This window comes from Cellulomonas fimi, from assembly GCF_028527925.1.
Lineage (GTDB): Bacteria > Actinomycetota > Actinomycetes > Actinomycetales > Cellulomonadaceae > Cellulomonas > Cellulomonas fimi_C.
This window is the reverse complement of record NZ_JAPESW010000003.1, coordinates 111968-136965: the sequence shown is the minus strand read 5'-3', so window position 1 is coordinate 136965 and position 24998 is coordinate 111968. Positions and strand designations below refer to the sequence as shown.

General features: G+C 76.0%; 27 protein-coding genes and 1 pseudogene. 17 read left to right on the top strand and 11 right to left on the bottom strand.

What is annotated here, in order from left to right:
• Positions 1 to 130: 130 nt before the first annotated feature.
• Entirely contained in the window at positions 131 to 430 is a 300-nt protein-coding gene (locus OMK64_RS02645; protein ID WP_272726420.1) for a GNAT family N-acetyltransferase, read from the bottom strand.
• Positions 427 to 1254 carry a nucleotidyltransferase family protein gene (locus tag OMK64_RS02640; RefSeq protein ID WP_272726419.1) on the bottom strand — a complete coding sequence of 276 codons (828 nt, stop codon included), beginning with the start codon at positions 1252 to 1254 and terminating at the stop codon, positions 427 to 429. Before OMK64_RS02640 ends, OMK64_RS02645 begins: the two co-directional genes overlap by 4 nt.
• A 243-nt stretch (positions 1255 to 1497) precedes the next feature.
• Between OMK64_RS02640 and OMK64_RS02635 the strand changes: the two genes are divergently transcribed.
• The 3 genes from OMK64_RS02635 (at position 1498) to OMK64_RS02625 (ending at position 3692) form a co-directional block, all read left to right on the top strand.
• Entirely contained in the window at positions 1498 to 2274 is a 777-nt protein-coding gene (locus OMK64_RS02635; RefSeq protein ID WP_272726418.1) for a dienelactone hydrolase family protein, read from the top strand.
• 52 nt (positions 2275 to 2326) lie between these two features.
• The gene (locus OMK64_RS02630; RefSeq protein WP_272726417.1) at positions 2327 to 3196 is read left to right on the top strand and encodes an AraC family transcriptional regulator; all 870 of its coding nucleotides are present in this window, start codon (positions 2327 to 2329) and stop codon (positions 3194 to 3196) included.
• Between the two features lie 88 nt (positions 3197 to 3284).
• A complete protein-coding gene (locus tag OMK64_RS02625; protein WP_272726416.1) occupies positions 3285 to 3692 on the top strand; it encodes a nitroreductase family deazaflavin-dependent oxidoreductase in 408 nt (135 codons plus the stop codon).
• A 22-nt stretch (positions 3693 to 3714) separates the two neighbouring features.
• Here the strand turns inward: OMK64_RS02625 and OMK64_RS02620 are convergent, their stop codons facing one another.
• Positions 3715 to 5025 carry a CE1 family esterase gene (locus OMK64_RS02620; RefSeq protein ID WP_272726415.1) on the bottom strand — a complete coding sequence of 437 codons (1311 nt, stop codon included), beginning with the start codon at positions 5023 to 5025 and terminating at the stop codon, positions 3715 to 3717.
• A 233-nt stretch (positions 5026 to 5258) separates the two neighbouring features.
• Here OMK64_RS02620 and OMK64_RS02615 point away from each other — a divergent pair, with 233 nt between their 5' ends.
• Positions 5259 to 6179, top strand: a complete 921-nt coding sequence (locus OMK64_RS02615; protein ID WP_272726414.1) for a S1C family serine protease — start codon at positions 5259 to 5261, stop codon at positions 6177 to 6179.
• A gap of 72 nt (positions 6180 to 6251) precedes the next feature.
• Here the strand turns inward: OMK64_RS02615 and OMK64_RS02610 are convergent, their stop codons facing one another.
• Together OMK64_RS02610 and OMK64_RS02605 are read right to left on the bottom strand one after the other, a co-directional pair.
• Positions 6252 to 7046, bottom strand: a complete 795-nt coding sequence (locus OMK64_RS02610; RefSeq protein ID WP_272726413.1) for an SRPBCC family protein — start codon at positions 7044 to 7046, stop codon at positions 6252 to 6254.
• The gene (locus OMK64_RS02605) at positions 7043 to 7642 is read right to left on the bottom strand and encodes an ArsR/SmtB family transcription factor (protein ID WP_272726412.1); all 600 of its coding nucleotides are present in this window, start codon (positions 7640 to 7642) and stop codon (positions 7043 to 7045) included. The genes OMK64_RS02610 and OMK64_RS02605 overlap by 4 nt, the downstream gene beginning before the upstream one ends.
• A gap of 64 nt (positions 7643 to 7706) precedes the next feature.
• Here OMK64_RS02605 and OMK64_RS02600 point away from each other — a divergent pair, with 64 nt between their 5' ends.
• Complete coding sequence (locus OMK64_RS02600) at positions 7707 to 8273, top strand: dihydrofolate reductase family protein (RefSeq protein WP_272726411.1); 567 nt, start codon at positions 7707 to 7709, stop codon at positions 8271 to 8273.
• A 52-nt stretch (positions 8274 to 8325) separates the two neighbouring features.
• Positions 8326 to 9135, top strand: coding sequence for an SGNH/GDSL hydrolase family protein (locus OMK64_RS02595; protein ID WP_272726410.1), 810 nt, complete (start codon positions 8326 to 8328; stop codon positions 9133 to 9135).
• 33 nt (positions 9136 to 9168) lie between these two features.
• Here OMK64_RS02595 and OMK64_RS02590 read toward each other — a convergent pair whose 3' ends face one another.
• The 5 genes and pseudogenes from OMK64_RS02590 to OMK64_RS02570 form a co-directional block, all read right to left on the bottom strand.
• Positions 9169 to 9432: a hypothetical protein gene (locus tag OMK64_RS02590; RefSeq protein WP_272726409.1), complete on the bottom strand. Its 264-nt coding sequence runs from the start codon at positions 9430 to 9432 to the stop codon at positions 9169 to 9171.
• 54 nt (positions 9433 to 9486) lie between these two features.
• On the bottom strand, positions 9487 to 10416 hold the full coding sequence (locus OMK64_RS02585) for a hypothetical protein (RefSeq protein ID WP_272726489.1): 930 nt from the start codon (positions 10414 to 10416) through the stop codon (positions 9487 to 9489).
• 394 nt (positions 10417 to 10810) lie between these two features.
• Positions 10811 to 11128 (bottom strand): annotated as a pseudogene (locus tag OMK64_RS20985) (TerD family protein); the annotation flags it as partial.
• A gap of 101 nt (positions 11129 to 11229) precedes the next feature.
• A complete protein-coding gene (locus OMK64_RS02575; RefSeq protein ID WP_272726408.1) occupies positions 11230 to 12477 on the bottom strand; it encodes a TerD family protein in 1248 nt (415 codons plus the stop codon).
• Between the two features lie 221 nt (positions 12478 to 12698).
• Complete coding sequence (locus OMK64_RS02570) at positions 12699 to 13871, bottom strand: VOC family protein (protein WP_272726407.1); 1173 nt, start codon at positions 13869 to 13871, stop codon at positions 12699 to 12701.
• Positions 13872 to 14016: 145 nt separating this feature from the next.
• Between OMK64_RS02570 and OMK64_RS02565 the strand changes: the two genes are divergently transcribed.
• From OMK64_RS02565 to OMK64_RS02530, 8 genes are all read left to right on the top strand, one after another.
• Positions 14017 to 15204 (top strand): NAD(P)/FAD-dependent oxidoreductase, encoded by a 1188-nt coding sequence (locus OMK64_RS02565; RefSeq protein ID WP_272726406.1) that lies wholly within the window; start codon positions 14017 to 14019, stop codon positions 15202 to 15204.
• Entirely contained in the window at positions 15201 to 16124 is a 924-nt protein-coding gene (locus OMK64_RS02560; RefSeq protein WP_272726405.1) for an RNA polymerase sigma-70 factor, read from the top strand. The genes OMK64_RS02565 and OMK64_RS02560 overlap by 4 nt, the downstream gene beginning before the upstream one ends.
• A 111-nt stretch (positions 16125 to 16235) precedes the next feature.
• A complete protein-coding gene (locus OMK64_RS02555; protein WP_272726404.1) occupies positions 16236 to 16541 on the top strand; it encodes a DUF427 domain-containing protein in 306 nt (101 codons plus the stop codon).
• A 170-nt stretch (positions 16542 to 16711) separates the two neighbouring features.
• Positions 16712 to 17455 carry an ABC transporter ATP-binding protein gene (locus OMK64_RS02550; protein ID WP_272726403.1) on the top strand — a complete coding sequence of 248 codons (744 nt, stop codon included), beginning with the start codon at positions 16712 to 16714 and terminating at the stop codon, positions 17453 to 17455.
• Entirely contained in the window at positions 17452 to 18333 is an 882-nt protein-coding gene (locus OMK64_RS02545) for a hypothetical protein (RefSeq protein WP_272726402.1), read from the top strand. The genes OMK64_RS02550 and OMK64_RS02545 overlap by 4 nt, the downstream gene beginning before the upstream one ends.
• Before the next feature lie 59 nt (positions 18334 to 18392).
• A complete protein-coding gene (locus OMK64_RS02540; RefSeq protein WP_272726401.1) occupies positions 18393 to 19166 on the top strand; it encodes a hypothetical protein in 774 nt (257 codons plus the stop codon).
• The gene (locus tag OMK64_RS02535; protein WP_272726400.1) at positions 19153 to 20664 is read left to right on the top strand and encodes a sensor histidine kinase; all 1512 of its coding nucleotides are present in this window, start codon (positions 19153 to 19155) and stop codon (positions 20662 to 20664) included. The genes OMK64_RS02540 and OMK64_RS02535 overlap by 14 nt, the downstream gene beginning before the upstream one ends.
• Positions 20661 to 21347, top strand: a complete 687-nt coding sequence (locus tag OMK64_RS02530; protein ID WP_272726399.1) for a response regulator — start codon at positions 20661 to 20663, stop codon at positions 21345 to 21347. Before OMK64_RS02535 ends, OMK64_RS02530 begins: the two co-directional genes overlap by 4 nt.
• Positions 21348 to 21356: 9 nt before the next feature.
• Here OMK64_RS02530 and OMK64_RS02525 read toward each other — a convergent pair whose 3' ends face one another.
• A complete protein-coding gene (locus OMK64_RS02525) occupies positions 21357 to 22304 on the bottom strand; it encodes a helix-turn-helix transcriptional regulator (protein WP_272726398.1) in 948 nt (315 codons plus the stop codon).
• A gap of 63 nt (positions 22305 to 22367) precedes the next feature.
• Between OMK64_RS02525 and OMK64_RS02520 the strand changes: the two genes are divergently transcribed.
• From OMK64_RS02520 to OMK64_RS02510, 3 genes are all read left to right on the top strand, one after another.
• Positions 22368 to 23333: an alpha/beta fold hydrolase gene (locus tag OMK64_RS02520; RefSeq protein WP_272726397.1), complete on the top strand. Its 966-nt coding sequence runs from the start codon at positions 22368 to 22370 to the stop codon at positions 23331 to 23333.
• Between the two features lie 75 nt (positions 23334 to 23408).
• Positions 23409 to 24191 carry a phosphotransferase family protein gene (locus OMK64_RS02515; RefSeq protein ID WP_272726396.1) on the top strand — a complete coding sequence of 261 codons (783 nt, stop codon included), beginning with the start codon at positions 23409 to 23411 and terminating at the stop codon, positions 24189 to 24191.
• A 71-nt stretch (positions 24192 to 24262) separates the two neighbouring features.
• Positions 24263 to 24892 carry an ATP-binding protein gene (locus OMK64_RS02510; RefSeq protein ID WP_272726395.1) on the top strand — a complete coding sequence of 210 codons (630 nt, stop codon included), beginning with the start codon at positions 24263 to 24265 and terminating at the stop codon, positions 24890 to 24892.
• The last annotated feature ends 106 nt before the right edge of the window (positions 24893 to 24998 follow it).

Below are 24998 nucleotides of genomic sequence, written 5' to 3'. Positions count from 1 at the left end.
GCACCTGTCGACGCCGGGGCCCCTCGACGCCTGCCACCCGGCCGGCCGTACGGGTGCGCGGTGTCCCGGCGCGGTCCCGCGACCGGGCCGTCCACCGTCCCGTCCGCCGACGTCGACGGGCGCGCGGCGTTCAGCCCGTCGGCACCCAGTACCGGCGCTCGGGCGGTCCTCCGTCGACGGGGACACGGTCCTGCACCACGCCCCCGCACCGTTCGATCGTCCGCGCCGACGCGACGTTGTCGTCGTCGCAGGTCACCAGCGCGCGCTCGATCCCGGCGGACGTCGCGACGACGAGCGACTGCCGGAGCATCTCGGTCGCGTACCCGTCGAGCAGGAAGTCGAACCCCTCGCGCGCGAGCTCGTCGTGCGCCACCCACGCCTCCGCCTCGTCGGCCGCCGTGAGCGGCCGCAGCACCAGCGACGCCGTCACGATGCCTCCCCACAGGCCGCGACCGTCTCGTCGACGAGGACGTGCGCCGCCGCGAGCGTCGCACGCAGTGCGTCGGGCTTCACGCCCACGGCCGCGCACAGCGCCTGCGCGCGCTCGCCGAGGTCGCGCGGCGCCCCGGGCAGGCGCCCGGCCGCGGCGACCGCCCCCTTCTCGTTCGTGACCCAGCGTCCCGCGTGCGCGTGCAGCGCGTGCGCGCACAGCAGCACCGCGCGGAACAGGCACCCGGCGACGTAGGCGGCGTCGCCCCGCCCCACGGCCTTGGCCGCGACGTCCAGGCTGAACGCCGCCTCCCACAGGCCCCCGACGACCGCGTCGCGCAGTGCCGGCGGGTAGGCCGCCGCCTCCTCGTGCAACGCCGTGACCTCACCCGACGGGTCGGCGAGCACGACCGCGAGGGCGATCTCCCCGGCGTACGCGAACGACGGCACACCGAGCGGATGACCGGCCTGCGCGTGCCACGCGAACCGGCCCTCCTGCGCGTCCTGCCAGCTGCGTCGCACGCGCTCCAGGTCGCGGTAGATCACGTCGACGGCGGTGCCGTCGACCCGCAGCCACCCGCCACCGTCCACCCACGGCCCCCACTCGCCGGGGGCGCTCACCCGCGCCTCCGGTCCGGCGAGATCCCGGACCGCCGCCCCGAGCGCGTCCACGTCGAGCGGCGGCCGGTAGTAGAGGCCCAGGTCCACGTCGGACTCGGCGGTGTGGTCACCCCGTGCCCGGCTGCCGCCGAGCACGACGGCCCGCACCCCGGGCACCTCGACGAGTCGTCCCGCCACCTCGAGAAGTCGCGCGTCGCTCAGCACGGCCCCAGCATGCCGGTCCGAGGTGTGACGCGGTCGGCGGTCCGTCGCGGGCGGTGGAGAGGGCTGGACGGAAATGCCGGGGACCTCCGACGGCGCGCGACCTATCCTGCGAGAGCCGTGCGACAGGACGAGGAGGTGGTACCCGTGAACGCTGGAACGACCAGGGTGCTCCCCCTCGGGGTCACGGTCGGGCGATAGGTCGTCCGGGAGCGCCGCCCACGCGCACTCCCGAGAGGCACGACCATGGACTTCACCTCCGAGCACCGCCACGACGACGGCGTCCTCGAGCGCGACTTCGCGCTCGGCGACATCCCCGGCACGCTCTGGACCACCGGCTCCGCACCGGCCCCGCTGGTTCTCATGGCCCACAACAACGGCCTTCCCCGACGCGACGCGCGGCTCGTCGCGCGCGCCCGGTTCCACGCCGCAGCCCACGGCTACGCGGTCGCGACGATCGACGCCGCAGGGTGCGGTGACCGGCCTCGCACTCCCGCCGCCGAGCAGGTGCGCGCCGACCTGCGTCGGGCGATGCAGGCGGGCGAGCCGGTGGACGAGGTCCTCGAGGCCATGGTCGGCCCGATGGTCGACGCCGCCGCGCCGGAGTGGCGCACGACGCTCGACGCCCTGCTCGACCTGCCCGCCGTCGCCGGGCCGGTCGGCTACTCCGGCTGGATGGCGCTCGGGATCCGGCTCGCGGCGACCGAGCCACGGATCGCGGCGGCCGGGTTCTTCGCCGGCGGGTTCGTGCCGCGGGCCGTGCGGGAGGACGCACCCCGCGTCACCATCCCGGTGCTCGTCCTGCTGCAGTGGGACGACGAGGGGAACCCGCGGCAGCGGGCGCTCGACCTGTTCGACGCGTTCGGGAGCACCGAGAAGACGCTGCACGCCAACCCGGGCGGCCACCTCGGCACCCCGCGGTTCGAGCTCGAGGACGGGGCGCGGTTCTTCGACCGCCACCTGCGCCGTCCCGACCGCGACGTCCGCCCGTCGTCCGGTCCTGATCGCACCGGGCACCGATGATCGGGTCGGGGCCCGTACGGCTGCGCGAGGCTCGTCGACGGAAGGGAGCACCGTGATCGCCTGGCTCAACCGGCTCGTCGACGCCGTCGAGGACAGCCTCACCGAGGACCTCGACGTCGCCCGCCTCGCCACCACGCTCGGCACGAGCGAGTACCACCTGCGGCGCATGTTCTCGTCGCTGGCCGGGATGCCGTTGTCGGAGTACGTGCGGCGCCGGCGGATGACGCTCGCCGCGGCGGACCTCGTCGGCGGCACCGACGACCTGCTGGCCGTCGCCGTGCGGTACGGGTACGGGTCGGCCGAGGCGTTCGGCCGGGCGTTCCAGGCGGTGCACGGCGTCGGCCCGGGCCAGGCCCGGCGGGACGGCGGTCCCTTCCGTTCGCAACCCCGCCTCAGATTCCGCCTGACCGTTGAAGGAGCCAGTCCCATGGACGTCCGACTCGTCACCCGCCCCGCGTTCCGGCTCGTCGGGCACGCCGCGCGCGTCCCGCTCGTGCACGAGGGGGTCAACCCCGCGATCCAGCAGCACGTCGGGTCGATCGCCCCGGCCGAGCACCAGCGGCTCAAGGCGCTCGCCGACACCGAGCCGTCGGGTCTGCTGGCGGTGAGCTCCGACCTCGACCCGGACCGCCGCGAGGGGTCGGAGCTCACCTACCTGCACGGCGTCGCCGTCTCGGACGACGTCGACGTCCCGGACGACCTCGACGTGATCGCCGTCGACGCCGGGACGTGGGCCGTGTTCCGGGCGTCGGGTCCGTACCCGCAGACGCTGCAGACCGTCTGGGCGGCCACCGCGACCGAGTGGTTCCCGTCGAACCGGTGGCGGCTGCGCCCCGGGCCCGAGGTCGTGGCGGTCCTCGACCGTGCCGACGACTTCTCCACCGCGACCGTGGAGCTGTGGCTGCCGGTCGAGGGCGGCTGACCGGCGTGGTGCGGTCGCCGAGGCGCTGCCGGCGTCGTTCACTGGGGCGACCGCACCGACCGCCGACCGTCCACGGGAGCAGCACCGCATGAACGACTGGAACACGCAGGTCATCGAGGAGTTCCGCACCAACGCCGGGCAGGTCGGCGGGCACTTCGCGGGCGAGCCGTTGCTGCTCCTGCACACGACGGGGGCGCGCTCCGGTCAGGGGAGGGTCAGCCCGATGATGTACCAGGACCTCGGCGACGGCCGGGTCGCGGTGTTCGCGTCGTACGCCGGGCGCGACGTCCACCCGGCGTGGTTCCACAACCTCGTCGCGCACCCGGAGGTGAGCGCGGAGATCGGGTCGGCGACGCTCACGTTCACCGCGCGCGTCGCCGACCCCGAGGAGCGTCGTGCGATCTGGGAGCGCCAGAAGCAGGCGTACCCGCGGTTCGCCGAGTACGAGCAGAAGACGGACCGCGAGATCCCGGTCGTCGTGCTCGAGCCGCGCTAGCGGACGCCCGCTCCCGGCCCGGTCAGGCGCTCGTGCAGGTCAGCGTCGGCGTCGGGGGCGTGCCGCTGCCGCTGCCCAGCAGCCCGAAGGTCGCGGTTCCGCCGGCGGGCAGCGTGCCGTTCCACGACACGTTGCGCACGGTGAGCTGGTCACCCTGCGCCGTGAGCGAGCCGTTCCACACCTGGTCGACCCGCTCGCCCGACGTGCGCCACGCGACGCTCCACGACGACGTGGGCGAGCCCGCCCGGACGGTCACCTCCGCCTGGAAGCCGCCGGGCCACGAGTTCACGACCTTGAACGTCGCCGTGCACGCGCCCGCGGGCGGCGGCGTGGTGACGGTCGGGGTCGGCGTCGGCGTCGTGGTGGCGGTCGGCGTGGGCGTGGGGGTCGGCGTCACGGTGGGGGTGGGCGTCGGCGTCGGGTTCGGTGTCGTCGACGGCAGCGACGTGAAGAACCGCCAGATCTCGCCGGGCACCCACGACTGCTGCTGCCCGCGGTCGCGCGCGTCCCACTGGTGCCCGCTGTCCGACGCGAGCCACACGACGGGGTAGCCGTCGCGGCACGTGTACGCGGTGCGCGTGTGGGTGCCGCTGCCCGCGGCGGGCTCGGGCGCCTGCTGCGCCTGGCAGCCGTTGTTCCGCAGCGCGCGGTCCCGCAGCGCGCGGCCCTGGGAGATGTTGAGGACGTCGTCGACGACGCCGTGCGAACCGAGGTACGCGATCGGCTGCGTGCCGCCGTCGCAGCCCGACAGCTGGGCGCCGTTGAGCACCGCGACGGCCCGGAACACGTTCGCGCGGGCGCACGCGAGCGCGTTGCTCATGCCGCCGCCGTAGCTGAAGCCGGTCGCGAACCGCTGGGTGGTGTCGATGCACAGCGCGGACTCGAGGGTGCGCAGCACGTCGTCGATGAACTGGACGTCGCGCCCGCCGCTGTTGGGCCACGCGTTGTCGATGCCCTGCGGCGCGACGAAGACGGTGCTCGTGCCGGCGAGCGGCTTGAGCCCGTAGAAGTTCTGGTTCACGACGTCGGACGCGGTGCCGTGCCACCAGTGCAGCCCGACGACGAGCCGGTACGGGCGGTTCGGGTCGTAGCCGGACGGCACGTCGAGGCGGAACGTGCGCTGCTGCCCGCCGCTCGTGATCGTGTGCGTGCCGGTCGCGAGCCCGGCGGGCCGGCCGCAGCCGGCGGTGGCCGCCGCGCGGACGGCACCGGCTGCGCGGACGGTGTCCGGCAGGGCCGCGACGGCGGGCGCGGTGAGCCCGAACAGCGCGAGGACGGCGACGGCGGCCGTCAGCAGGGTCCCGCGCAGGCGGGGCGGGGTGGGGTGTCGCACGGTGGGCTCCTCCGGCTCGTCCGATCCGCTCGTGCGTTCCCTGCCGCGTGCAGGCGGCCGACGACACGCACGGGTGGCGATCTACACCGGTGAAGATAGGGACGTCGTCGGTCGAGCGCAGGGCTCCGAAACGGTTCACGCCCCGTCCGGGGGGTAACGCCTGCGTGCTCAGGTCCGCTCGCCCTCGGCGAACGCGGGTATCGCCGGGGGCGGCGGGCGCGCTGGACTACGGCATGGACGACGACGTGCTGGACGCCTACTCGCGGACGGTCTCCGGGGTCGCCGAGCGCGTGCTCCCGAGCGTCGCGAGCCTCACGGTCGTGACGGCGCGCGGCCGGGGCGCGGGCTCGGCGAGCGTCATCGCGCGCGACCGCCACCTCCTCACCAGCGCGCACGTCGTCGCGGGTGCGCGGCAGGTCGAGGCGGCGTTCCTCGACGGCACGACGGTCGACGCCGACGTGGTCGGCAGCGACCCGCTGTCGGACCTCGCGGTGCTGCGGGCGCGCGACGACCTGCCCGACCCGGTCGAGCTCGGCGACGCCGCCCGGCTGCGCGTCGGGCAGCTCGTCATCGCGCTCGGCAACCCCCTCGGCCTGGCCGGCAGCGTCACGGCGGGCATCGTGTCGGCGCTCGGGCGGTCGCTGCCGACCGCGTCGGGCCGCGTCGTCGACGAGGTCGTGCAGACCGACGCCGCGCTCAACCCGGGCAACAGCGGCGGCGTCCTCGCCGACGGGTCCGGGCGGATGGTCGGCGTCAACACCGCGCTCGCGGGCATCGGCGTCGGGCTCGCCGTGCCGGTCAACGCGACGACCCGGCAGATCGTCGACGCGCTCATGACGCGCGGGCGCGTGCGCCGTGCGTGGCTCGGCATCGCCGGGATCCAGGTCGCGCTGTCGCCCGAGCTCGCCGCACGGATGGGGTCGCGCACCGGGCTGCAGGTCGCCGAGGTCTCGCCGGGCAGCCCGGCCGCCGAGGCCGGTCTGCGGCGCGGCGACGTCGTCGTCGAGCTCGACGGCAACCGCGTCGTCACCGCGACGGCCGTGCAGCGGCTCATGGTCGAGGACGCGATCGACCGGCGCATCGAGGTCACGGTGTGGCGCAACGGCGCCCTCGTCGACGTCCTGGCCTACCCGCGCGAGCTCACCGTCCCGTGACCGCGGTGGCGTCGCCGGTCAGGGGGCGCCCGTCGCGGCCCCGCGGAGGCGGCCACCGCCCGTCGGCGCCGATCAGGCCGGGACCGTGAGCTCCTGGAGCCAGGCCTGCCAGCGCGGCTCCTCGCGGCGGAGGTAGTCGGGCGCGTCGGGCGAGAACAGGTAGGCGCGCACGCCCGCGATCGCCTTCCCGTCGCCCTCGCCGTACGCGTAGACGTTGAGCACCCCGGGGACGGGGGCGGTGAGCCGGACCACCGCCTGCTTCTCACCCACCCGCTCGACGACGCCGGTGGAGCCGTGCACGTCGATCGTCTCGCCCTCGGCGCGGAGGCCGAGCCCGTCACGCAGCGCCGTCCAGACCGTCGGGACGTCGCCCGGGTGCGTCGCGGTGACGTCGAGGTGGGACGCCTGCTGGCCCGGGAAGTGCGCGAGGTACACGCGCAGGTTGTCGAAGAACGGCCGCCACTCGGGGGCGAGGTCGTCCCACCACTCCGACTCCCAGTCGTCGCCGATGCCGAACCCGCTGCTGGTGACGCGGACGACGCACGTCCCGCCGGACCGGGCCTCGACGACGAACTCGGAGGTGAGCGGGCTGAGCGCGTCCGGGTCCTTGCCCATGAGCCGGGCCCAGTCCTCCTCGTAGACGAGGCGGTGCGGCGGGTCCCAGCGCACGACGCGGCCGACCGAGTCCATCTCGGGGCCCATGACGAAGCGCAGCGCACCGCCCTCGCGCTCCTCGAGCTCGGTCTGGGTGAACCACCCGCTCATGCCCGTCGCGGTCGCGATCGCCTGCCAGACCTGCTCGGGCGTGCCGGGAACCTCGACGCTGAACTCCAGGCGGTACGGGACGTCCGGCGTGGTGGTGGTCATGAGCTCGTCTCCTCGGTCAGGGGCTGGGCGTCGGGCAGGGGGTGGGCGGCGACGACGAGCCGGTGCGGTCGCCCGTCGTCGTGGTGGTAGCGCGCGGCCAGCTCGAGCACCGCGGCGGTGAGGTCGTCGGCGAAGGCCGCGCGGTCGGCTGCCGACCGGAAGCCGATCTGCGTGTCGATGGTGAGCGTCGGCAGCCGCCTGCCGGACGCGCCGGCCCGGCGTGCGAGCGTGCCGACCTCGCGGACCAGGCGCCCGGCCAGCGCGACGAGGTAGGCGGCCGAGAGGTGGTCCGCCTTGTCGTCCGGGTCCGCGGCGGACGCGGTGACGACCGCGGGGGACACGACGTAGGCCGCGGCCGACGCGCGGAGCACGCGCTCGGTGATGCCGCCGTGCCGCCGCTCCTCGGCGAGCTCCACGAGCCCGTGCGCCTCGAGCGCCTTGAGGTGGTAGTTGACCTTCTGGCGCGCGATGCCGACGCGGGCGGCGAGCCCAGCGGCGGAGGCCGGGACGGCCAGCTCGCGGAGCAGGCGTGCCCGGACCGGGTCCAGCGCGGCGGCCGCAGCCTCCGCGTCCTCGATGACCTCGACGTCCTGCATGGCACCACCGTGGCGCTTGACAACAAATCGTGTCAAGAGGTCCGAACCGCCCTACGTTCGACGTATGGGAAAGCTCATCTACTCGATGTTCAGCTCGCTCGACGGGTACGCCGCCGACGCCGACGGCAGCAGCGACTGGGGCGGCGCGCTCGACCCCGTGCTGCACGACTTCGTGTCCGACCAGTCGCGGTCCGTCGGCACCTACCTCTACGGCCGGCGCATGTACGAGACGATGTCGTTCTGGGAGACCGCGCTCGACACCCCCGACCCGCCGGACTTCGTGCGCCACTACGCCGAGGTCTGGCAGGCCGCCGACAAGGTCGTCTACTCCACGACGCTCGACGCCCCCACGACCCGACGGACCACGGTGGAGCGGACCTTCGACCCGGCCGCCGTGCGCGCGTGGGTCGACACGCTCGACCACGACGTGACGATCGACGGCCCGACGCTCGCCGCCCACGCGCTGCGCGCGGGGATCGTCGACGAGGTCCAGCCGTACGTCGCGCCCGTGTCGGTCGGCGGCGGCCTGCGCTTCTGGCCCGACGACGTGCGCCTCGACCTCGACCTCGTCGAGCAGCGCGCGTTCGGCAACGGCACCGTCTGGTCCCGCTACGCCGTGCGTCGCGGCTGACGGTCGGCACCGGGGCGCGCAGGACGGGCCTGATGTGACTACCGTCACACTCATGGCGCGTCCTCGGCGGACGACGACGTCCGCGCTCCTCGCGGTCCTCACCGCGCTCGTCCTCGTCGGCTCGGTCGCGACGACCGCGTCCGCGGGTCCACGCCATCGCGTCGTCTACGACGCGCTCGGCGACTCGTACGCGTCCGGCTACGGCGTGCCGCCCTACGCCGCGTGCGGCCGGTCACAGGCGGCGTACCCGGTCCAGCTCGACGGTCGGAAGCGCGTGCGGCTCGACGACTTCGTCGCGTGCGCGGGCGCGACGACCGTCTCGCTCGTCAGGGGCGGTCAGCTGACCGCGCTCGAGGCCGACACCGACCTCGTGACCCTCAGCATCGGCGGCAACGACGTCGGCTGGTCGACCGCGGTCGTCGCGTGCCTCGGCGGCACCGACGCGCAGTGCGCAGGTGCGACCGCGCTCGTCGACGCGCGCATCCGCGGCGAGCTCCCCGCCCTCCTCGACACCGTCTACGCGCAGGTCGCCGCCGCGGCGCCGGACGCGCGTGTCGTCGTCACCGGGTACCCGCGGCTCTTCTCACCCGAGCACGGGCCCTACCTCGGGGCGTCGGTGGACGAGCTCACGGCGCTCAACGCCGCGGCGGACACCCTCGCGGGCGTGATCGCGGCCGCCGCCGACCGCGCAGGGTTCCGGTACGTCGACGTCCGCAAGCGGTTCGCGGGCCACGGCGCGAACGCTCCGGACCCGTGGATCCTCGGACCGAGCGACCCCGCGGCGTTCCACCCGACGGCCGACGGGTACGAGGCCTACACCGCGGCCGTCACCTCGGCACTGGGACGCGTCCGGCTCTGCTGAGCAGGTCGACGCGCCCGTGGTCCTTCAGCGCCGTCACCGGGATCCGTCGACGGGCGCGGGAGGCGGCGTCAGCCAGACGAGCCCGGGGCGACCGCCCGCATCCACGAGCCTGACCGCGACGGCGAACCGCTCCGCGTCGCGGCGGTCCTCCGCCCACCGCAGCGCCTCGTCGGCGGTGCAGCCCGACAGGTCGAATGTCGTGAGGGTGGTCCCGCCCTCGGAGACCAGCACGACGCGGTACCCCGCGTCGTCGACCTCCCACTGCGCGTCACGCTCGTCGACCAGGTGCGCCTCCACGGGGGCGAACCTACGCCCGCGTCGTCGTCGGCGAGGAGCGCGCCGCCCCGGCCGTCAGCGTCGGTCCGGCCCGGCGGCGGAGCGGAGGACGGCGTCGACGACGGCTGCGTCGTCCGGGCCGAGGTCCGGGGTGTACCGCCACTGGGTGTGCGTCCAGGCGTCGGCGAGGTGGTCGTCGGGCTCGACGGGCAGCCGGAGGGACTCGCGGAACAGCGTCGTGACGAGCGGGCTCCCGTCATGGACCGGGCTCTGCGCGCCGGTGAGCAGCACCTGGACGCCCGCCGACGGGCCCTCGTCGACGAGGTAGCGCAGGCGGCCGACGGCCGCGTCGTCGAACGCGGTCGGGAAGTCGTGCACGACGAGGAGCCGGTGCGCGTCGTCACCGGCCAGCGCGTCCATCGCGCTGGCCGACCGCGCCATCTGCACGAGGTCGACGCGGCGGACCAGCGTGTCGAGGACCGCGCCGGCGGCCGCGACGGACGTCGCCGCCGGCGTCGTCATGACGCGGCTGCCCGGCTGGGTGAGTGCGGTGAGCGACGGCGCGAGCCCGCCGGTGAGGTCGACGACGAGCACGTCGAGGCCGCCCGTCGGGTAGGCCGCCAGCAGCCGCGCGACCAGCGTGCGGACCGCGCGGACGGCCGCGGCGTCGGTGCCGCTCGCGCTGTCGACCCAGAGCGGCTGCGACAGCGGCAGGCCGAGCAGCATCGGGAAGCGCAGCGTCGGTGCCTCCTCGACGTGCAGGTCACCGACGCGCACGGCGGGCGACGGCACCGCTGACGGTCGCCAGCCGCGCCATGCGGCGGCGGTCCAGGGCGCCATCGCGGCGGGCAGGCGTCGCTCGTGGTCCGCGAGCTCGGCGGCGAGCTGACGCAGGTCGGCGTCGTGGCGCTCGCGTGCTCGTGCGACGAGGTCGGCGTGCTCCCGCTCGGCCTGCGCGGCGGCGCCCTGCTGCGCCGGGCCGCCCCGGGTCCGCGGGTCGGCCACGAGGGCGGCGAGCGCCTCCTGCGGCAGTTGTCGGCGATCCTCGAGGACGCCGCGCGCTCGACGGCCGCGCTCCGGTCCGCGGTCGCGTACGCCGACCGTCGCCGCGACGACGCGCTCGCCGCCCTCGTGGCCGACCCGCGGACCCGGGGCGGCCCGGCGCAGCGGTGGGGCGCACCGGGCGCGGCGCGGCCGCCGACGTGTGCGGGGAGCCGCCGGGCATCGCGGGCGCGCGGGTGGCGGAGGCGGGTGCCGCCGACGGTGCGGCGGTGGAGCGTGCGGACGCCGTCGGCACGGGACCTGCGTCGTCGGCGTCGTCGACCTCGATGCCGTGCGCGGTCACGGCCTGCGCGAGACCCCCGTCGTACCCCTGCCCGACGGCCCGCACCTTCCAGGCGTCACCGCGGCGGTAGACCTCGACGGTCACGACCGCGCGCTCGCTCGTGAGGTCCACGAGGGGGAACCGCGCCCGTTCGGTCCCGTCACCGCCGCGCAGGACCGCGGTGAGCGGGGGCAGCGCGCCGAGGGCCGGCCGGTGCGGGTCGACGCTGACGAGGCACAGCACGGCGTGCACGCGCGCTGGCAGCGCGGTCAGGTCGAGGCGGACGCGGGCGGGCGCGCCCGCCTCGAGCGTCGCGCCCGCACCGGTCGTCTGGTTGTAGAAGACAAGGTCGTCGGACGACGCCGCGCGCTGCTGCGCGTCGACGAGGAGCACCGACACGTCGCACTCGGCGGCCGCCGCACCCGTCACCTCGACGAGCACGCCCGCGTCTTCCCAGGGCGCGTTCTGCCCCCGCCCGAGCACCAGCGGTGAGGTCACCCGACGTACCGAGCGAGCGTCGGCACCGTCTCCATCGGCGTGCGGGCCTGCATGCCCTCGCCGACGGCCTGCAGCTTCCACGTCGGCCCCTGCCGGTACACGCGCGCCATGAGCATCGCCGTGAACGGCATGCCACCGGCGAGCGTGTAGCGCGCGAGCTCGGCTCCGGTCGTGTGGTCGACGAGCCGGCAGAACGCGTTCTGCACCTGCTCGAACGTGTGGCCCTCGTACGAGGTGACCACGAGCATCACGTCGGTGACGTGCACCGGGACGCGCGTGAGGTCGATGAGGATCGTCTCGTCGTCGCCCTCGCCGTCGCCCGTGCGGTTGTCGCCCGTGTGCTGCACGGACCCGTCGCGCGTGCGCAGGTTGTTGTAGAAGGCGACGTCGACGGGGTCCTTGCCGGCGAACAGGATCGCGGAGGCGTCGAGGTCGATCTCGACCTCGCGGCTGCCGAACATGCCGCGCTTGCGGACCGGGTCCCAGCCCAGGCCCATGCGGATCATCGTGAGCGCGACGCCGCCGTCCTTCACGAGCGAGACCCGCTGGCCCTTCGACAGGTTCACCGGGCGCGCCTTGGTCAGCTGCACCTCGCCCGCGGCGGGCGCGGGGAGGGGCGGCTGCGGCGGCACCGGGGGAGCGGGCGGCGGCGCCACGGGCGCGGGCGGCGCCGCGACGGCGGGGGCGGCGACCGGTGGGGCCGGCGCTGTCGCGACGGGCACGGCGGCGGGGGGCGGAGGGGTGTCGTCGACGGAGACGCCGTGGTCGGTCACGAGGTCCGCGAGCCCGCCCGCGTACCCCTGACCGACGGCGCGCACCTTCCACGCGCCGGCCCGCCGGTACAGCTCGAGCGCGACGACGATGCTCTCGGTCGCGAGGTCGGTCATCGTGAACGCGGCCAGCGGCGTCCCGGTGTCGTCGGTCACGCGCGCGACCGGCTGCCCGACGCGTCCGAACGTCGACGAGGTGTCGTCGAGGCTCGTCACGAGCCGCACCGCGTGGACGTCGGCGGGCACCGCGGTGAGGTCGACCTCGACGCGCCAGGGCTGCCCGGCCGACGGCTGGACGCACCGCACGCCGGGGCCGGTCGGCTGGTTGTAGAAGACGAAGTCGGCGTCGGAGCGGACCCGGCCGCTCTCGGTGACGAGCAGCGCGGAGAGGTCCGCGGGCGCGGGGACGTCGACCGTGAGCGTGACGCGCGACGCCGTGAGCGGCGCGTTCGCGCCCTTGGTGAGCTGGTCCACCGGGTTCCTTCCGTGGGGCCGACCGGCGCGGCGGCACCGGCCGCACGGGAATCTACCGGCCGCCGACGGGCCGGCGGGGAGCCTTCGCGCACGGGTGCGGTACGGCGGCGCAGGGCCACCCGTCCGGCGGGCGCGACCAGGGGGCGGAGCCGGCCGCACACCGTCACGACGCGGAACCCGTGCACGCGCTCGAGGACGTCGACGCGACCGGGCGCGCCCCCTCAGCCCCCGACGACGACCAGCTCGTTGCCCTCCGGGTCGGCCACCCGCACGCGCCCCGGGGACTCGCCGAGGACCCGGCCGCCGGCCGCCACCGCGGTGGCCACGTGCTCCGGCACGACGTCCGCCGGGACCGCGAGCTCGACGTGCACGCGGTTGCGCTGCCGGCGCCGCTCGGTGTCGGCGGTGTCGATCTCCTGGAACGCGACCACCGGGTTCAGCCAGCGCGGGTCGACGACGTCGTCGAGCGCAGCGCGCCCGTCCGGCACGTAGCCGAGCACCGTCTGCCAGAACGCGCGCACGCTGCCGACGTCGGCGGCGTCGAGGAAGAGCTGGACGAACCGCGGGAGCGACGCGTCGGCGGTCGCCCCGAGGTCGCGGGCCGCGGTCTGGATGCGCGCCGCGAGCGCGGGGAAGTCCACGTCGAGGCCGTGCGCGTCCGCGTCCCACCGGTCCTTGCCGGTGTCGAGCACCACGAGCCCGGGCCGCACGTCCACCAGCAGCGGGAACGCGGCCTCGTCCGCGAGGCTCGCGGCCGCGGCGACCAGGTCGCGCTGCTGCGCCGAGGACGCGACGCGGTAGCAGGCGACGGCGCCGAACACCGCGTGCCAGTCGGCGGTCCCGGGGGCGTCGTCGAGCCCGCCACCGGGCACCAGGTCGACCTCGTTGCCGTCCGCGTCGGCGTGGCAGACCCCGAAGACGCCGTACGGCTCGCCGGGCCGCACCTGCTCCGCCACCGCCTCCGGGCGCACCACGTCGAGGTGCAGGCGGTTGCGCAGCGGTCGCGGGTCGGTGGACCGCCGGAGCCGGAACGCGGGATCGCGCTGCAGCGGGTCGACGAGCCCGCCGTCGTCGGCGGCGGCGTACCCGAGCACGCCCTCCCAGAACGGCCGGACCGCGGCCGGCTCCGGCGACTCCACCACGACGCTCAGCCGCTGCAGGACCGACGGGTCCGCGGTCAGCCCGAGGTCGCGCGCCGCGGCCGACACCGCGGTCGCGTGCCCGGCGGACGGGACGCGAACGCGCACACCGGTCGCGCGCGCGTCGACCAGGACGTCTCCCGCCTCGTCGACCAGCCGCCCCGCCAGCGCGGCGCCCGCGGTCAGCGAGGGCGCGTCGAACCACGCCGTCGCGACACCGTCGACCACCCGCCAGTCCGCCGCCGTCTCCGCCATACGGGAACGGTAGGGGCGCACACCGCGCGGCGGACAGGGGTCGACCGGATCGCGGTGCGCGCGGACTTGTCACAGCAGCGGCTGCTGTCTCGTCCCGTGCACGAGAGCGCCGCACGGGTGCTCCGCGACGACGGGAGGACTCCTCATGAGCACGCACGTCCTGGTCCTCGGCGGCGGGTACGCCGGTGTGATGGCCGCGAACCGGCTGGCCGGCCGCGACGACGTCACGGTGACGCTCGTCGACGCGCGCCCGCGGTTCGTCGAGCGGGTCCGGCTCCACCAGGTGGCGGCCGGGACCCACGGCGGGCTGCACGACTGGGCGGAGGTGCTGGGGGAGCGGGTCCGTGTGGTCGTCGGCGAGGCGACGCACGTCGACACCGCGCACCGCCGGGTCGGGCTGGCCGACGGGACGGCCCTGACCTACGACCACCTCGTGTACGCGGTCGGCAGCCACGCGACCGACGGCGGGGTGCCGGGCGCGGCCGAGCACGCGCTCGCAGTCAGCACGTTCGAGGCCGCGACGCGGCTGCGGGCCGCGCTCGACGCGGAGCCGGCCGTCCCGGTGGTCGTCGTGGGCGGCGGACCCACGGGCATCGAGACGGCCGCCGAGCTCGCCGAGACCGGACGGGCCGTCACACTCGTGTGCGGCGGCGTGCTCGCGCCCTACGTCCGACCGCACGCGCGGCGCGCGATCACCCGCCGGCTCGCCCGCCTGGGGGTGACGGTCCTCGAGCAGCCGCGCGCGGCGGAGGTGCGCAGCCGGTCGGTGCTGCTGGACGACGGTCGCGTGCTCGACGGGCTGACGGTGTGGGCCACCGGGTTCGCGGTGCCCGACCTGGCCCGGCGCAGCGGCCTCACGACCGACGCGGCCGGGCGGCTGCTCACCGACGAGACGCTGGCCAGCATCGACGACGACCGCGTGGTGGGCGCGGGTGACGCGGTCGCCCCGTCGGGCGTCCCGCAGCGCGCAAGCTGCCAGGCGGCGGTGCCCCTGGGGGCGCGGGCGGCCGACACGGTGCTGGCACACCTCGACGGGCGGGTCCCCGAGCCGGTCGACAACGTGTTCCTCGGCCAGTGCATCGCGCTCGGCCGGCGGGCGGCGATCTTCCAGGCGTCCCGCCCCGACGACACGGCCGTCGCGCTGCACGTGTCCGGACGAGCCGGCGCCGCGCTCAAGGAGGGCGTGACGCGCCAGATCGTCGCGGGCCTCACGCGTGAGGCGCGCCGGCCGGGGTCGACGCGTCTGCCGTCCTCGGCGTCGGCCCGCGCCCGCACGCTCGCACGGGCGGACCGCGTGACGTCGGCGCTCCCGCAGGCCAGGGTGAGCGCGTGAGCCACGCCGAGGAGTTCGAACGGCTGCGTCCCCTGCTGTTCTCGATCGCCTACCGCCTGCTCGGCAGCGTCGGCGAGGCGGAGGACGCCGTGCAGGAGACGTGGCTGCGATGGGACGCGTCGGGCGTCGAGCCGACGTCGCTCAAGTCGTACCTGTCGGCGATCGTCACGCGCGTGTCGATCGACGTGCTGCGGTCCGCCCGGGTCCGTCGTGAGGCGTACCCGGGCCCGTGGTTCCCCGAGCCGCTGCTCGAGGACCCCTACGAGGAGCCGGAGCGGGCGGCCGAGCTCGCCGACTCCCTGTCGACCGCGGCGCTCGTCCTCATGGAGCGGCTGAGCCCGCTCGAGCGCGCCGTGTTCGTGCTGCGCGACGTCTTCGGGTTCGACGTCGCGGAGGTCGCGAGCGCGGTCGGTCGGAGCGAGGCGGCCTGTCGCCAGCTCGCCTCGCGCGCCCGGCGGCACATGGACGCGGGACGGCCGCGGTTCGAGGTCGACCGTCGCGAGCGCGAGGAGCTCGCGAGCCGGTTCGTCGACGCGGTGCGGGAGGGCGACGTCGACGCGCTGCGCGAGCTGCTCGCGGCCGACGTCCGGATGGTCGCCGACGCCGGGGGCAAGGGACCGCTGTGGGGGCGGGGCATGTTCTTCGGGGTCGACCACGTGGCGCGGCTCGTCGCGGCGACCGCGCCGTCGCTCGCGGCCGTCGGGGTCGTCCTCGACGAGCGGGAGATCAACGGGCAGCCGGGCGTGGTCGTCCGCGACGGCGACGGGAACGTCGTGGTGGCGATGACGCTCGACATCGCCGACGGCCGGGTCCAGGCGATCCGGAGCGTCACCAACCCCGACAAGCTCGCGCACCTGGGTCCGCTCGCCGACGGGCACGCGCTGCTGCGCCGTGCGACGCGGGAGCGGCGTCGCGGCTGACCGTGCCCCCTGGGGACCGGCGCGGGGTCCGCGCGCGCTCCGGGCGTCGCCCGCCTAGCGTCGAGCGCGTGCGTGCGTCCGCCGCACCCGTCCCCCCGCCTGGAGGAACCCATGCCCACAGCCACGCTGCACGGCACCGTGCTCGCGGAGGCCCCCGAGAGCGACGTCGTGCGCATCGAGGGCAACGTGTACTTCCCGCCGTCCGCGGTGCGCCACGAGCTGCTGGAGGAGTCGCCGACCCCGTACACGTGCCCGTGGAAGGGGGCGTGCCAGTACTACTCGGTGCGTGACGGCGGCGGCGCGGCGCTCCAGGACCGCGCGTGGAGCTACCCCGAGCCGTACGCGTCCGCGGTCGACCGCGTCGGGACGGACTTCAGCGGCTACGTCGCGTTCTGGAAGGAGGTCGACGTGGCCTGACGCGCGCTCTCCGGGCCGGGCGTGCGCCCGGTCGCCCGGAGGGACGCCCTCATCCCGTGGTCGGAGCCGCGCGTCCCGCCGATCTCCTCCACCGGTCGGTGCTGGTCGCCGCACCGCGTTCGTAGCGTCGTCGACGGACGCCCGCGAGGGCCCGACGACGAGGAGACGCGATGATCGAGGTGGAGGCGCTGAGCAAGCGCTACGGCAGCACGACCGCGGTGGACGGCCTGACGTTCACGGCCCGGCCCGGGACGGTCACGGGCTTCCTCGGGCCGAACGGCGCGGGCAAGTCGACGACGATGCGCGTCGTGGTCGGCCTCGAGCGCGCGACGTCGGGCCGCGCGACGGTCGACGGTCGGCGGTTCGCCGACCTGCCCGCGCCGCTGCACGCGGTCGGCGTGATGCTCGACGCGCGGTCGGTCCACCCGGGCCGGACCGCGTACGCGCACCTGCTCGCGATGGCGCGCACGCACGGCATCGGCAAGGCCCGCGTGCGCGAGGTGCTCGCGCAGACCGGCCTGGAGTCGGCCGCGCGCCGCCGCGCGGGCACGTTCTCGCTCGGCATGGGGCAGCGGCTCGGCATCGCGGGGGCGCTGCTCGGCGACCCGGCGACCTTGATCCTCGACGAGCCGGTCAACGGGCTCGACCCCGACGGCGTGCTCTGGGTGCGTCGGCTGGTGCGCGAGCTCGCCGCCGAGGGGCGCACCGTGCTGCTGTCGTCGCACCTCATGCACGAGCTCGCGCTGTGCGCCGACCGCGTCGTCATCATCGGCCGCGGCCGCCTGCTCGCCGACGCGCCCGTGCAGGAGATCGTCGACCGCACCGGGTCGGGCTCGCTCGAGGAGGCGTACCTCCAGCTCACGACGGACGCCGTCGAGTACCGCACCGACGCGGCCTCGGGCGGTGCGCGATGACCGCCACGACCGCGACGCCGCGTGCCGTCGAAGGGCTGTCGGCCACGCGCCGCCCCGCGTTCGCCCGCGTCCTCGCGTCGGAGTGGACGAAGCTCGTGTCGCTGCGCTCGCCGTGGTGGACCGCGGCCGTGACCGTCGTCGTCGGGGGCGTCATCACCTTCCTGAGCGCGCAGGCGTCGTCGGGCGACCCCGGCTTCGAGCCGGTCGACTCGCTGTCGTCCGGCCTGATGCTCGCGCAGCTCGGACCGCTCGTGCTCGGCGTCCTGGTCGGCGCCGGTGAGTTCCGCACGGGCGCGTTCCGCTCGACGTACACGACCGTGCCGCGCCGGTGGCCCGTGCTCGTCGCGCAGAGCCTCGCCGTGGCCGGGTTCGCGCTCGGCACCGCGGTGCTCACGACGGTCGCGAGCGTCGTCGGGATCCTGCCGGCCGCCGCGTCGCGCGACCTCCCGGTCGACCTCACCGCCGGCGACGCCCCCGCGCTCGTGCTCGGCATGGTGCTGTTCCTCGTCGGGCTCGCGCTGCTCGGGCACGCGCTCGGCGCGCTGCTCCGTCGGACCGTCCCGGCGCTGGTCACGGCGCTGATCCTCGTGATGATCCTGCCGATCGCGCTCCTGATGGCGAGCGACCCGCTCGTGGCCGGCGGTGACCCCGCGTCGCTCGCGGCGCCCGACCCGGCCGCTGCGCCGACCGTCGTCGGGACCCTGAACGTGCTCCTGCCCGGCACCGCGGGCGGTCTCCTGACGACGTCCGCGTCGTCGGGTCCGATGGACGGCTCGCCCGACCTCGGACCGGTGGGCGGCGGGCTCGTGCTCGCGGCCTGGATCGTCGTGCTCCTGGCCGCCGCGGCCGTGCGGCTGCGGACCCGGGACGTGCGGTGACGCCCGCGGCGCCGACGACGCGGGAGCGGACCGTGCGTGGTGCTCCCGCGCGTCGGGGCGTGACCGCCGGCCGCGTGCTGAGCGCCGAGTCGACCAAGCTCGTCAGCGTCCCGGCGCACGTCTGGCTCGCGCTGGGCACCGTCGTCGTCGCCGCGGTCACCGCGTACGGGCTCGGCCTGTTCGTGCGGCCCGGCGACGCCCGGTCCGGGTCCTGGGTCGTGACGTCGGGCTTCGTGCTCGCGCAGGTCGGCTTCCTCGTGCTCGGGGCGGTCGTCGGGTCGGGAGAGCACACGACGGGCACGGCGCGAGCGACGTTCACCGCGGTGCCGCGACGCCTGCCCGTCCTGGGCGCCCAGACGGTGGTCGTCGCGGCCGCGGCGCTCGTGACCGCTGCGGCCGGCCTCGGCGCGTCGTGGGTCGCCACGGCCGGCGTGCGCGCGGGTGGGGGGCCGGCCGTCGACCTCGCGGTCCCGGGCACGGCCCGGGCGCTCGCCGGGTTCGTCCTCGCGTCCGTCGCGGTCGCGCTCCTCGGTCTGGGCCTCGGCGCGCTGCTGCGTCGCCCTGCCGACGCGATCGTCGGCGGGATCGTCCTCGCGGTCGTCGGCGACCACCTCCTGGCCGCGAACCCCGGCCCGGTCACCGACACCGTCCGTGCGCTCCTGCCCTCGGCGGGGGCCCGGCTGCTGCAGGACGACGCCGCGCTCGCGGCGCTCGACGACGCGACCCGCGGCCCGCAGCTCGGCACGGGGGGCGGCGGGCTCGTCGTCGCGGTGTGGGTCGTCGTCGTGCTCGCGGCGGCCGCGTACCGGCTCGGACGGCATGACGTCCGCTGACGGGTCCGGCGCGCTCGCGCCGTCCGGTGCGCCGCAGGACCGGCCGGAGCCGACGGCGGACCGGCCCAGCCCGCACCAGCACGGGCACGACGACGACCGGTGGGAGAGTGGGCCCGTGGTGATCCGACGCGCGCTCGCGGTCCGTGCGGTCCGCGAGGACGACGAGCCGCTCACCGAGGAGCAGGTGCGCGGCGCGAGCCCGGTCGCGCGGCTCGTCACCGCCCGGCCGTGGGTCATGGACGCCGCGGTCGCGGGCGTCATGGTGCTCGTCGGGCTGGTCGGTGCGGGGTTCGCGTGGGAGACCGTCGGCGGTGCCGTCGCGCTCGGTCTCTACCCGCTCGACGCGGGTGTCGAGGAGTCGGTCGTGACCACCTGGCTGGTGGGGACGGCCGTCGGGTCGGCGCTGCTGCTCATGCGGCGCGCGCGACCGCTCACCGTGACCGCGCTGCTGACGGTCGCCGCGCTCGTGTCGCTCCGGGTCGACGGCGTGCTGGGCGTGCTGGGTGCCTGCCTGGCGTGCGCGCTGTACAGCGTCGCCGCCGAGCGGTCCGCGACGGTCGCCTGGACGGCGTGCGGCGTCGTGCTCACGACCGTGACCGTCGCCCTGTGGCAGTGGCAGGACATCGGGATCGTCGAGATCCTCGCGTGGTCCGGCACGCCCGTCATGGCGCCGGGGGAGTGGTCGCCGAACCTGTCGGAGCCGTCGTTCTCGCCGGGACGCCGCGCGGGCTCGGTGCTGCTGCTGCTCGCGCTGCTCGTGCTCGGCGTCGCGGTGGGCTCCGCGGCCCGCGCCCGCCGCCTGCACGCCGCGGACCTCGTCGAGCGGTACCGCGCGCTGGCCCGCGAGCGCGACCAGAGCGCCGCCCTCGCGCGGGCCGCCGAGCGGCAGCACATCGCGCGCGAGATGCACGACGTCGTCGCGCACAACCTCACGGTCATGGTCGCGCTGGCCGACGGCGCCGACGCCGCGTTCGAGCGCGCGCCCGACCGGTCGCGCGAGGCGCTGCGTCAGGTCGCGCGCACGGGCCGGTCCGCGCTGGCCGACATGCAGCGGGTCCTCGGCGCGCTGTCGCCCGCGCCGGGTGACGGCACCGAGCCGACCGAGGTGGACCTGTCGACAGTCGTCGAGCGCTTCGCGGTGACCGGCGTCCCCGTCACGGCGACGGGCCTCGACACGACGCTCCCGCAGGACACCGCGGTGCGCCTCGCGGTCCTGCGGATCCTGGGCGAGGCCCTCACGAACGTCCTGCGGCACGCACCCGGCGCGACGTCCGTCGAGGTCGCGGTCCGGCGCACCCCGACGACCGTCGAGGTCGACGTGCTCGACGGCGGCGGCACGCGCGCCGGGAGCGGCGGCGGGACGGGACGTGGCATCGTCGGGATGCGCGAGCGCGCGGCCCTGCTCGGCGGTCACGTCGAGGCCGGTCCACGGCCGGACGGCGGCTGGCGCGTCCACGCGGTGCTGCCGTGGTCCGACGACGAGGGAGACGCCCGATGACGACGGTCCTGCTCGTCGACGACCAGGCCCTGCTGCGCAGCGGCTTCCGGCTGGTCATCGAGTCCGAGCCCGACCTCGAGGTCGTCGGCGAGGCCGCCGACGGGCACGTCGCGCTCGACCAGGTCGCCGCGCTGGCGCCCGACGTCGTGCTCATGGACATCCGGATGCCCGGCATGGACGGCATCGAGGCGACGCGACGGGTCGTCGCCGAGCACCCGGCGTCGCGCGTGCTCGTCCTCACGACGTTCGACGTCGACGACCTCGCGTTCGCCGCGCTGCGCGCCGGGGCGTCGGGGTTCCTGCTCAAGACGGCCCGCCCCGACGAGCTCGTCGACGCGATCCGCACGGTCGCCGCCGGCACCTCGGTCGTCGCGCCGCGCGTGCTGCGCCGGATGCTCGACCTGTTCGCCCCGCACCTGCCGGCCGCGCCTGACCAGGCGTCGACCCGTGACGTGGTCGACCCGCGCCTGCGCGCGCTGACCCCGCGGGAGCTCGACGTGCTGCGGCTCATCGCGGAGGGCGCGTCGAACACCGAGATCGCGGCCGAGCTGTTCGTCTCCGAGGCGACCGTCAAGACGCACGTCGGGAACGTGTTCGCCAAGCTCGGCGCGCGCGACCGCGTGCAGGCGGTGATCCTCGCGTACGAGTGCGGCCTCGCGGGGAGCGGCGCGGGGCGTCGCTGACCGGTCGCGTCAGCGGTAGCGGGCGACGAGCGCCGCGCCCGTCGCGGCCAGGTGCTCGCGCACCTCCGGCGGGTCGACGACCTCGACCCACCCGACCAGCCCCGCGAGCTCGCCCGCGACCGTGCGCGCGTCGCGACCGCGGACCACGACCTCGACGCGCCCGTCGGCCACGGCACGGCCCACGTCGAGGCGTCCGCCGAACCCGATCCGCAGCACGTCGAGACCGTCGGGCGTGCACAGCGCCCGTACCGCGAGCGGCGTGCGCCGGCGGTCCACGTCGTCGGCGATCGCGCGCCACGCGGTGGCCAGGTCGAAGTCCGCGGGCCGCTGCACGGGGTCGTCGGTCGGCTCGACCGTCGACACCCGGTCGACCCGGAACGTGCGCCGCCCGGCGGCGGTGTCGCCGACCAGGTACCAGGACGCGCCCTGCGCGACGACGCCGAGCGGGTGGACGGTCCGCGTGCTCGCGGCGCCCGCGGCGTCGACGTAGCCGAGCCGCACCTGCACGCCGCGGACCACCGCGTCCTGCACCGCGTCGAGGTGGCGCGGTGCTCGGTGCTCGACGTGCGTCGACCCCCACCCGCGCGGGTCGACGACGACCGACGAGGACGCCGCCTCGGCCTGGTCGCGGAACGGCTCGGGCAGGGCGCGGACGAGCTTGCGCAGCGCGCTCCGCACGGCCGGCGTCGCCGCCGACGCCGGCCCGGCGACGAGGAACAGCGCCCGCACCTCGGGCGCGGTCAGCCCGGTCAGGTCGGTCCTTGCCCCGCCGACCAGCCGCCAGCCGCCGCCTCGCCCCTGCACCGAGTAGACGGGGACGCCGGCCGTGCCGAGCGCGTCGAGGTCGCGGCGCGCGGTGCGCTCGGACACCTCGAGCTCGCGCGCGACCTCCGCCGCCGTCACGTGCTCGCGGCGCTGCAGCAGCAGGAGGAGGGCCATCAGCCGGTCGGCGCGCACGTCGCGAGACTGCCAGGGAAACCGGTCACGAGATGGCCGGTTCTGCCGGTCAGCATGACGCCCATGACCACACAGACAGGTGCACCGACCGTCCCGACCGACTTCCCCGAGCCCACGCTCGTCGCCGTCGACGGCGTCGAGCTGGAGGTGTTCGAGGCCGGCCCGCGCGGAGGGCGCGCGGTCGTCCTCTGCCACGGCTGGCCCGAGCACGCCTGGTCGTGGCGGCACCAGGTCCCGGCCCTCGCGGCGGCGGGCTACCACGTGATCGTCCCGAACCAGCGCGGCTACGGCCGCTCGTCGTGCCCCACCGAGGTCACCGACTACGACCTCGCGCACCTCACGGGCGACCTCGTCGCGCTCCTCGACCACTACGGCCACGACGACGCGACGTTCGTGGGCCACGACTGGGGCGCGTTCGTGGTGTGGGGCCTGGCGCTGCTGCATCCCGAGCGCGTGAACGGCGTCGTCGCGCTGAGCCTGCCGTACCAGGAGCGCGGCGAGCGGCCGTGGGTCGAGGCCATGGCGGAGGTGCTCGGCGACGACTTCTACTTCGTCCACTTCAACCGTCGCCCGGGCGTCGCCGACGCGGTCTTCGACGAGGACCCGGCGCGCTTCCTCGGCAACCTCTTCCGGACGGACGTGCCACCGGCACCGCCCGGGCCGGGCATGGCCCTCGTCGACCTCGCCCGCGCGGACGCACCGCCCGGCGCGCCGCTCCTGAGCGACGACGACCTCGCCGTCTTCGTACGGTCCTTCGAGCGCACGGGGTTCACCGGCAGCGTCAACTGGTACCGCAACCTCGACCGCAACTGGCACCTGCTCGCCGACGTCGACCCCGTCGTCCGGCAGCCCGCGCTCATGGTCTACGGGGCCCGGGACACGATCGCGCCGGCACCGCACCTGACGACGTTCGTGCCGCGGGTGGAGGTCCTCACGCTCGACACCGGCCACTGGATCCAGCAGGAGAGGCCGGCCGAGACGACCGCGCTGCTCCTCGCGTGGCTCGCCCAGCAGTCACGCACCGCGTAGCGCGCGTCGCGGGCGTCGCGCGGGCTCCGGTTTTCGCGCGACGCCCGCGACGGTCGGTCGCCAGGATGGCGGGTGATGGACGAGATCGAGATCGTGGTCGCCCACCGGCAGCGCACGACGCTGCGCGTCGGCGACCTGTTCCTCAAGGTCGACGCGCACCCGACGCGGACCGCCGTCGAGGTGCGGGCGATGGCGCTGGCACCCGTCCCGACCCCGCGCGTCGTCTGGCACCAGCCGCCCGTCCTCGCGATCGCCGCCGTACCCGGCCGGGCTCTCGGTGTGCTCGGCGAGCCGTCGCCGGCGTCGTCGGCCGCGTGGGCGGCGACCGGTGCGGCCGTCCGCCGGCTGCACGACGCCCCGCTGCCGCCGTGGCCGGGCGTCGCGCTCGACGACGTCCGGGCCGAGCTCGACCGCGAGTACGCGTGGCTGCTCGACCACGAGGTCCTGCCCGCCGACGTCCTCCGGCTCAACCGGGACATCGCCGAGGCCGCGCTGCGCCCGCGTCCGCCGGTGTTCGCGCACGGCGACCTGCAGCTCACGCACGTGTTCGTCGACGGCGACGAGGTGGTGGGCGTCATCGACTGGTCCGAGGCCGGACCGGGCGACCCGATGGCCGACCTCGCCACGCTGACCCTCGGGCACGAGGAGCGCCTGGACGACCTGCTCGACGGCTACGGCCCCGGCGCCGACCGCGACGTCATCCGCGCGTGGTGGTCGCTGCGCAGCCTCGTCGCGTCGCGGTGGCTCATCGAGCACGGCTTCGACCCCGACGCGCCGGGCTGCGAGCTCGACGTGCTCCGGGCGCGGGCGCGCGAGGCGTCGGGCGCGTCCGGCACGCGCTCGGGACGCACGGGCTGAGCACCGGCACCGGGGACGAGCAGGGTCGTTCGACCTGGTCACCGTGCCGGCACGGTCACCAGGATGGACCCGTGGGCGACCGGGACACGTGGGTGAGCACGACGCACGACTGGGCGGCCGCGGTGGACGACGCGCACCTCGCGGACGTCCGCCGTCGCGCGGCCGAGCTCGCGCCTGGCGGCGTGCTGCACCTGGTGCTGGAGGTCCTCGCCTACGCGTCCGAGGAGGCCACCGAGCGCGGCGGCGGCCGCTGCCGCGTGACCTTCCGGCGGGACGGCTCGGTCAGCGTCGCCGACGAGGGCCGCGGCACGGACACGCGCCTCGACGAGCACGGCCACCCGGTGCGCAAGCCGGTGATGTCGACGCGCGACCTGCGCGTGTTCGACGCGGTCGACGGGCCGCGCCTGCCCGACGGGCACCCGCGCCGCGGGGTCTCGGTCGTCGCCGCCCTGAGCGACTGGCTCGTGCACCGCAACCGACGCAGCCACGGGTCCTGGGAGCAGCGCTACGAGCGCGGCGTCCCGGTCACCGACCTGGTGCCGGTCGAGCCCGACGGCACGACGGGCACCACGGTCACGTTCCTGCCGGGGCCGCTCGTCCGGCCGTCGCTGGGCGTCCTGTCCGACGGCGCGGTCGCGTCACTCCGGGACTGGCCGCACCTGACCGTCGAGGTGCTCGACGAGCGACCGGTCGCGCGCTAGCGGGGCGGTGACCCGGCGCCTCGCACGCCGGGGGTGACGGGGCCGACGAGCGCGGGAGGAGTCGACCATCTGACGGGCCGGCATCGGTCATGCCGCTCCCGGTGGC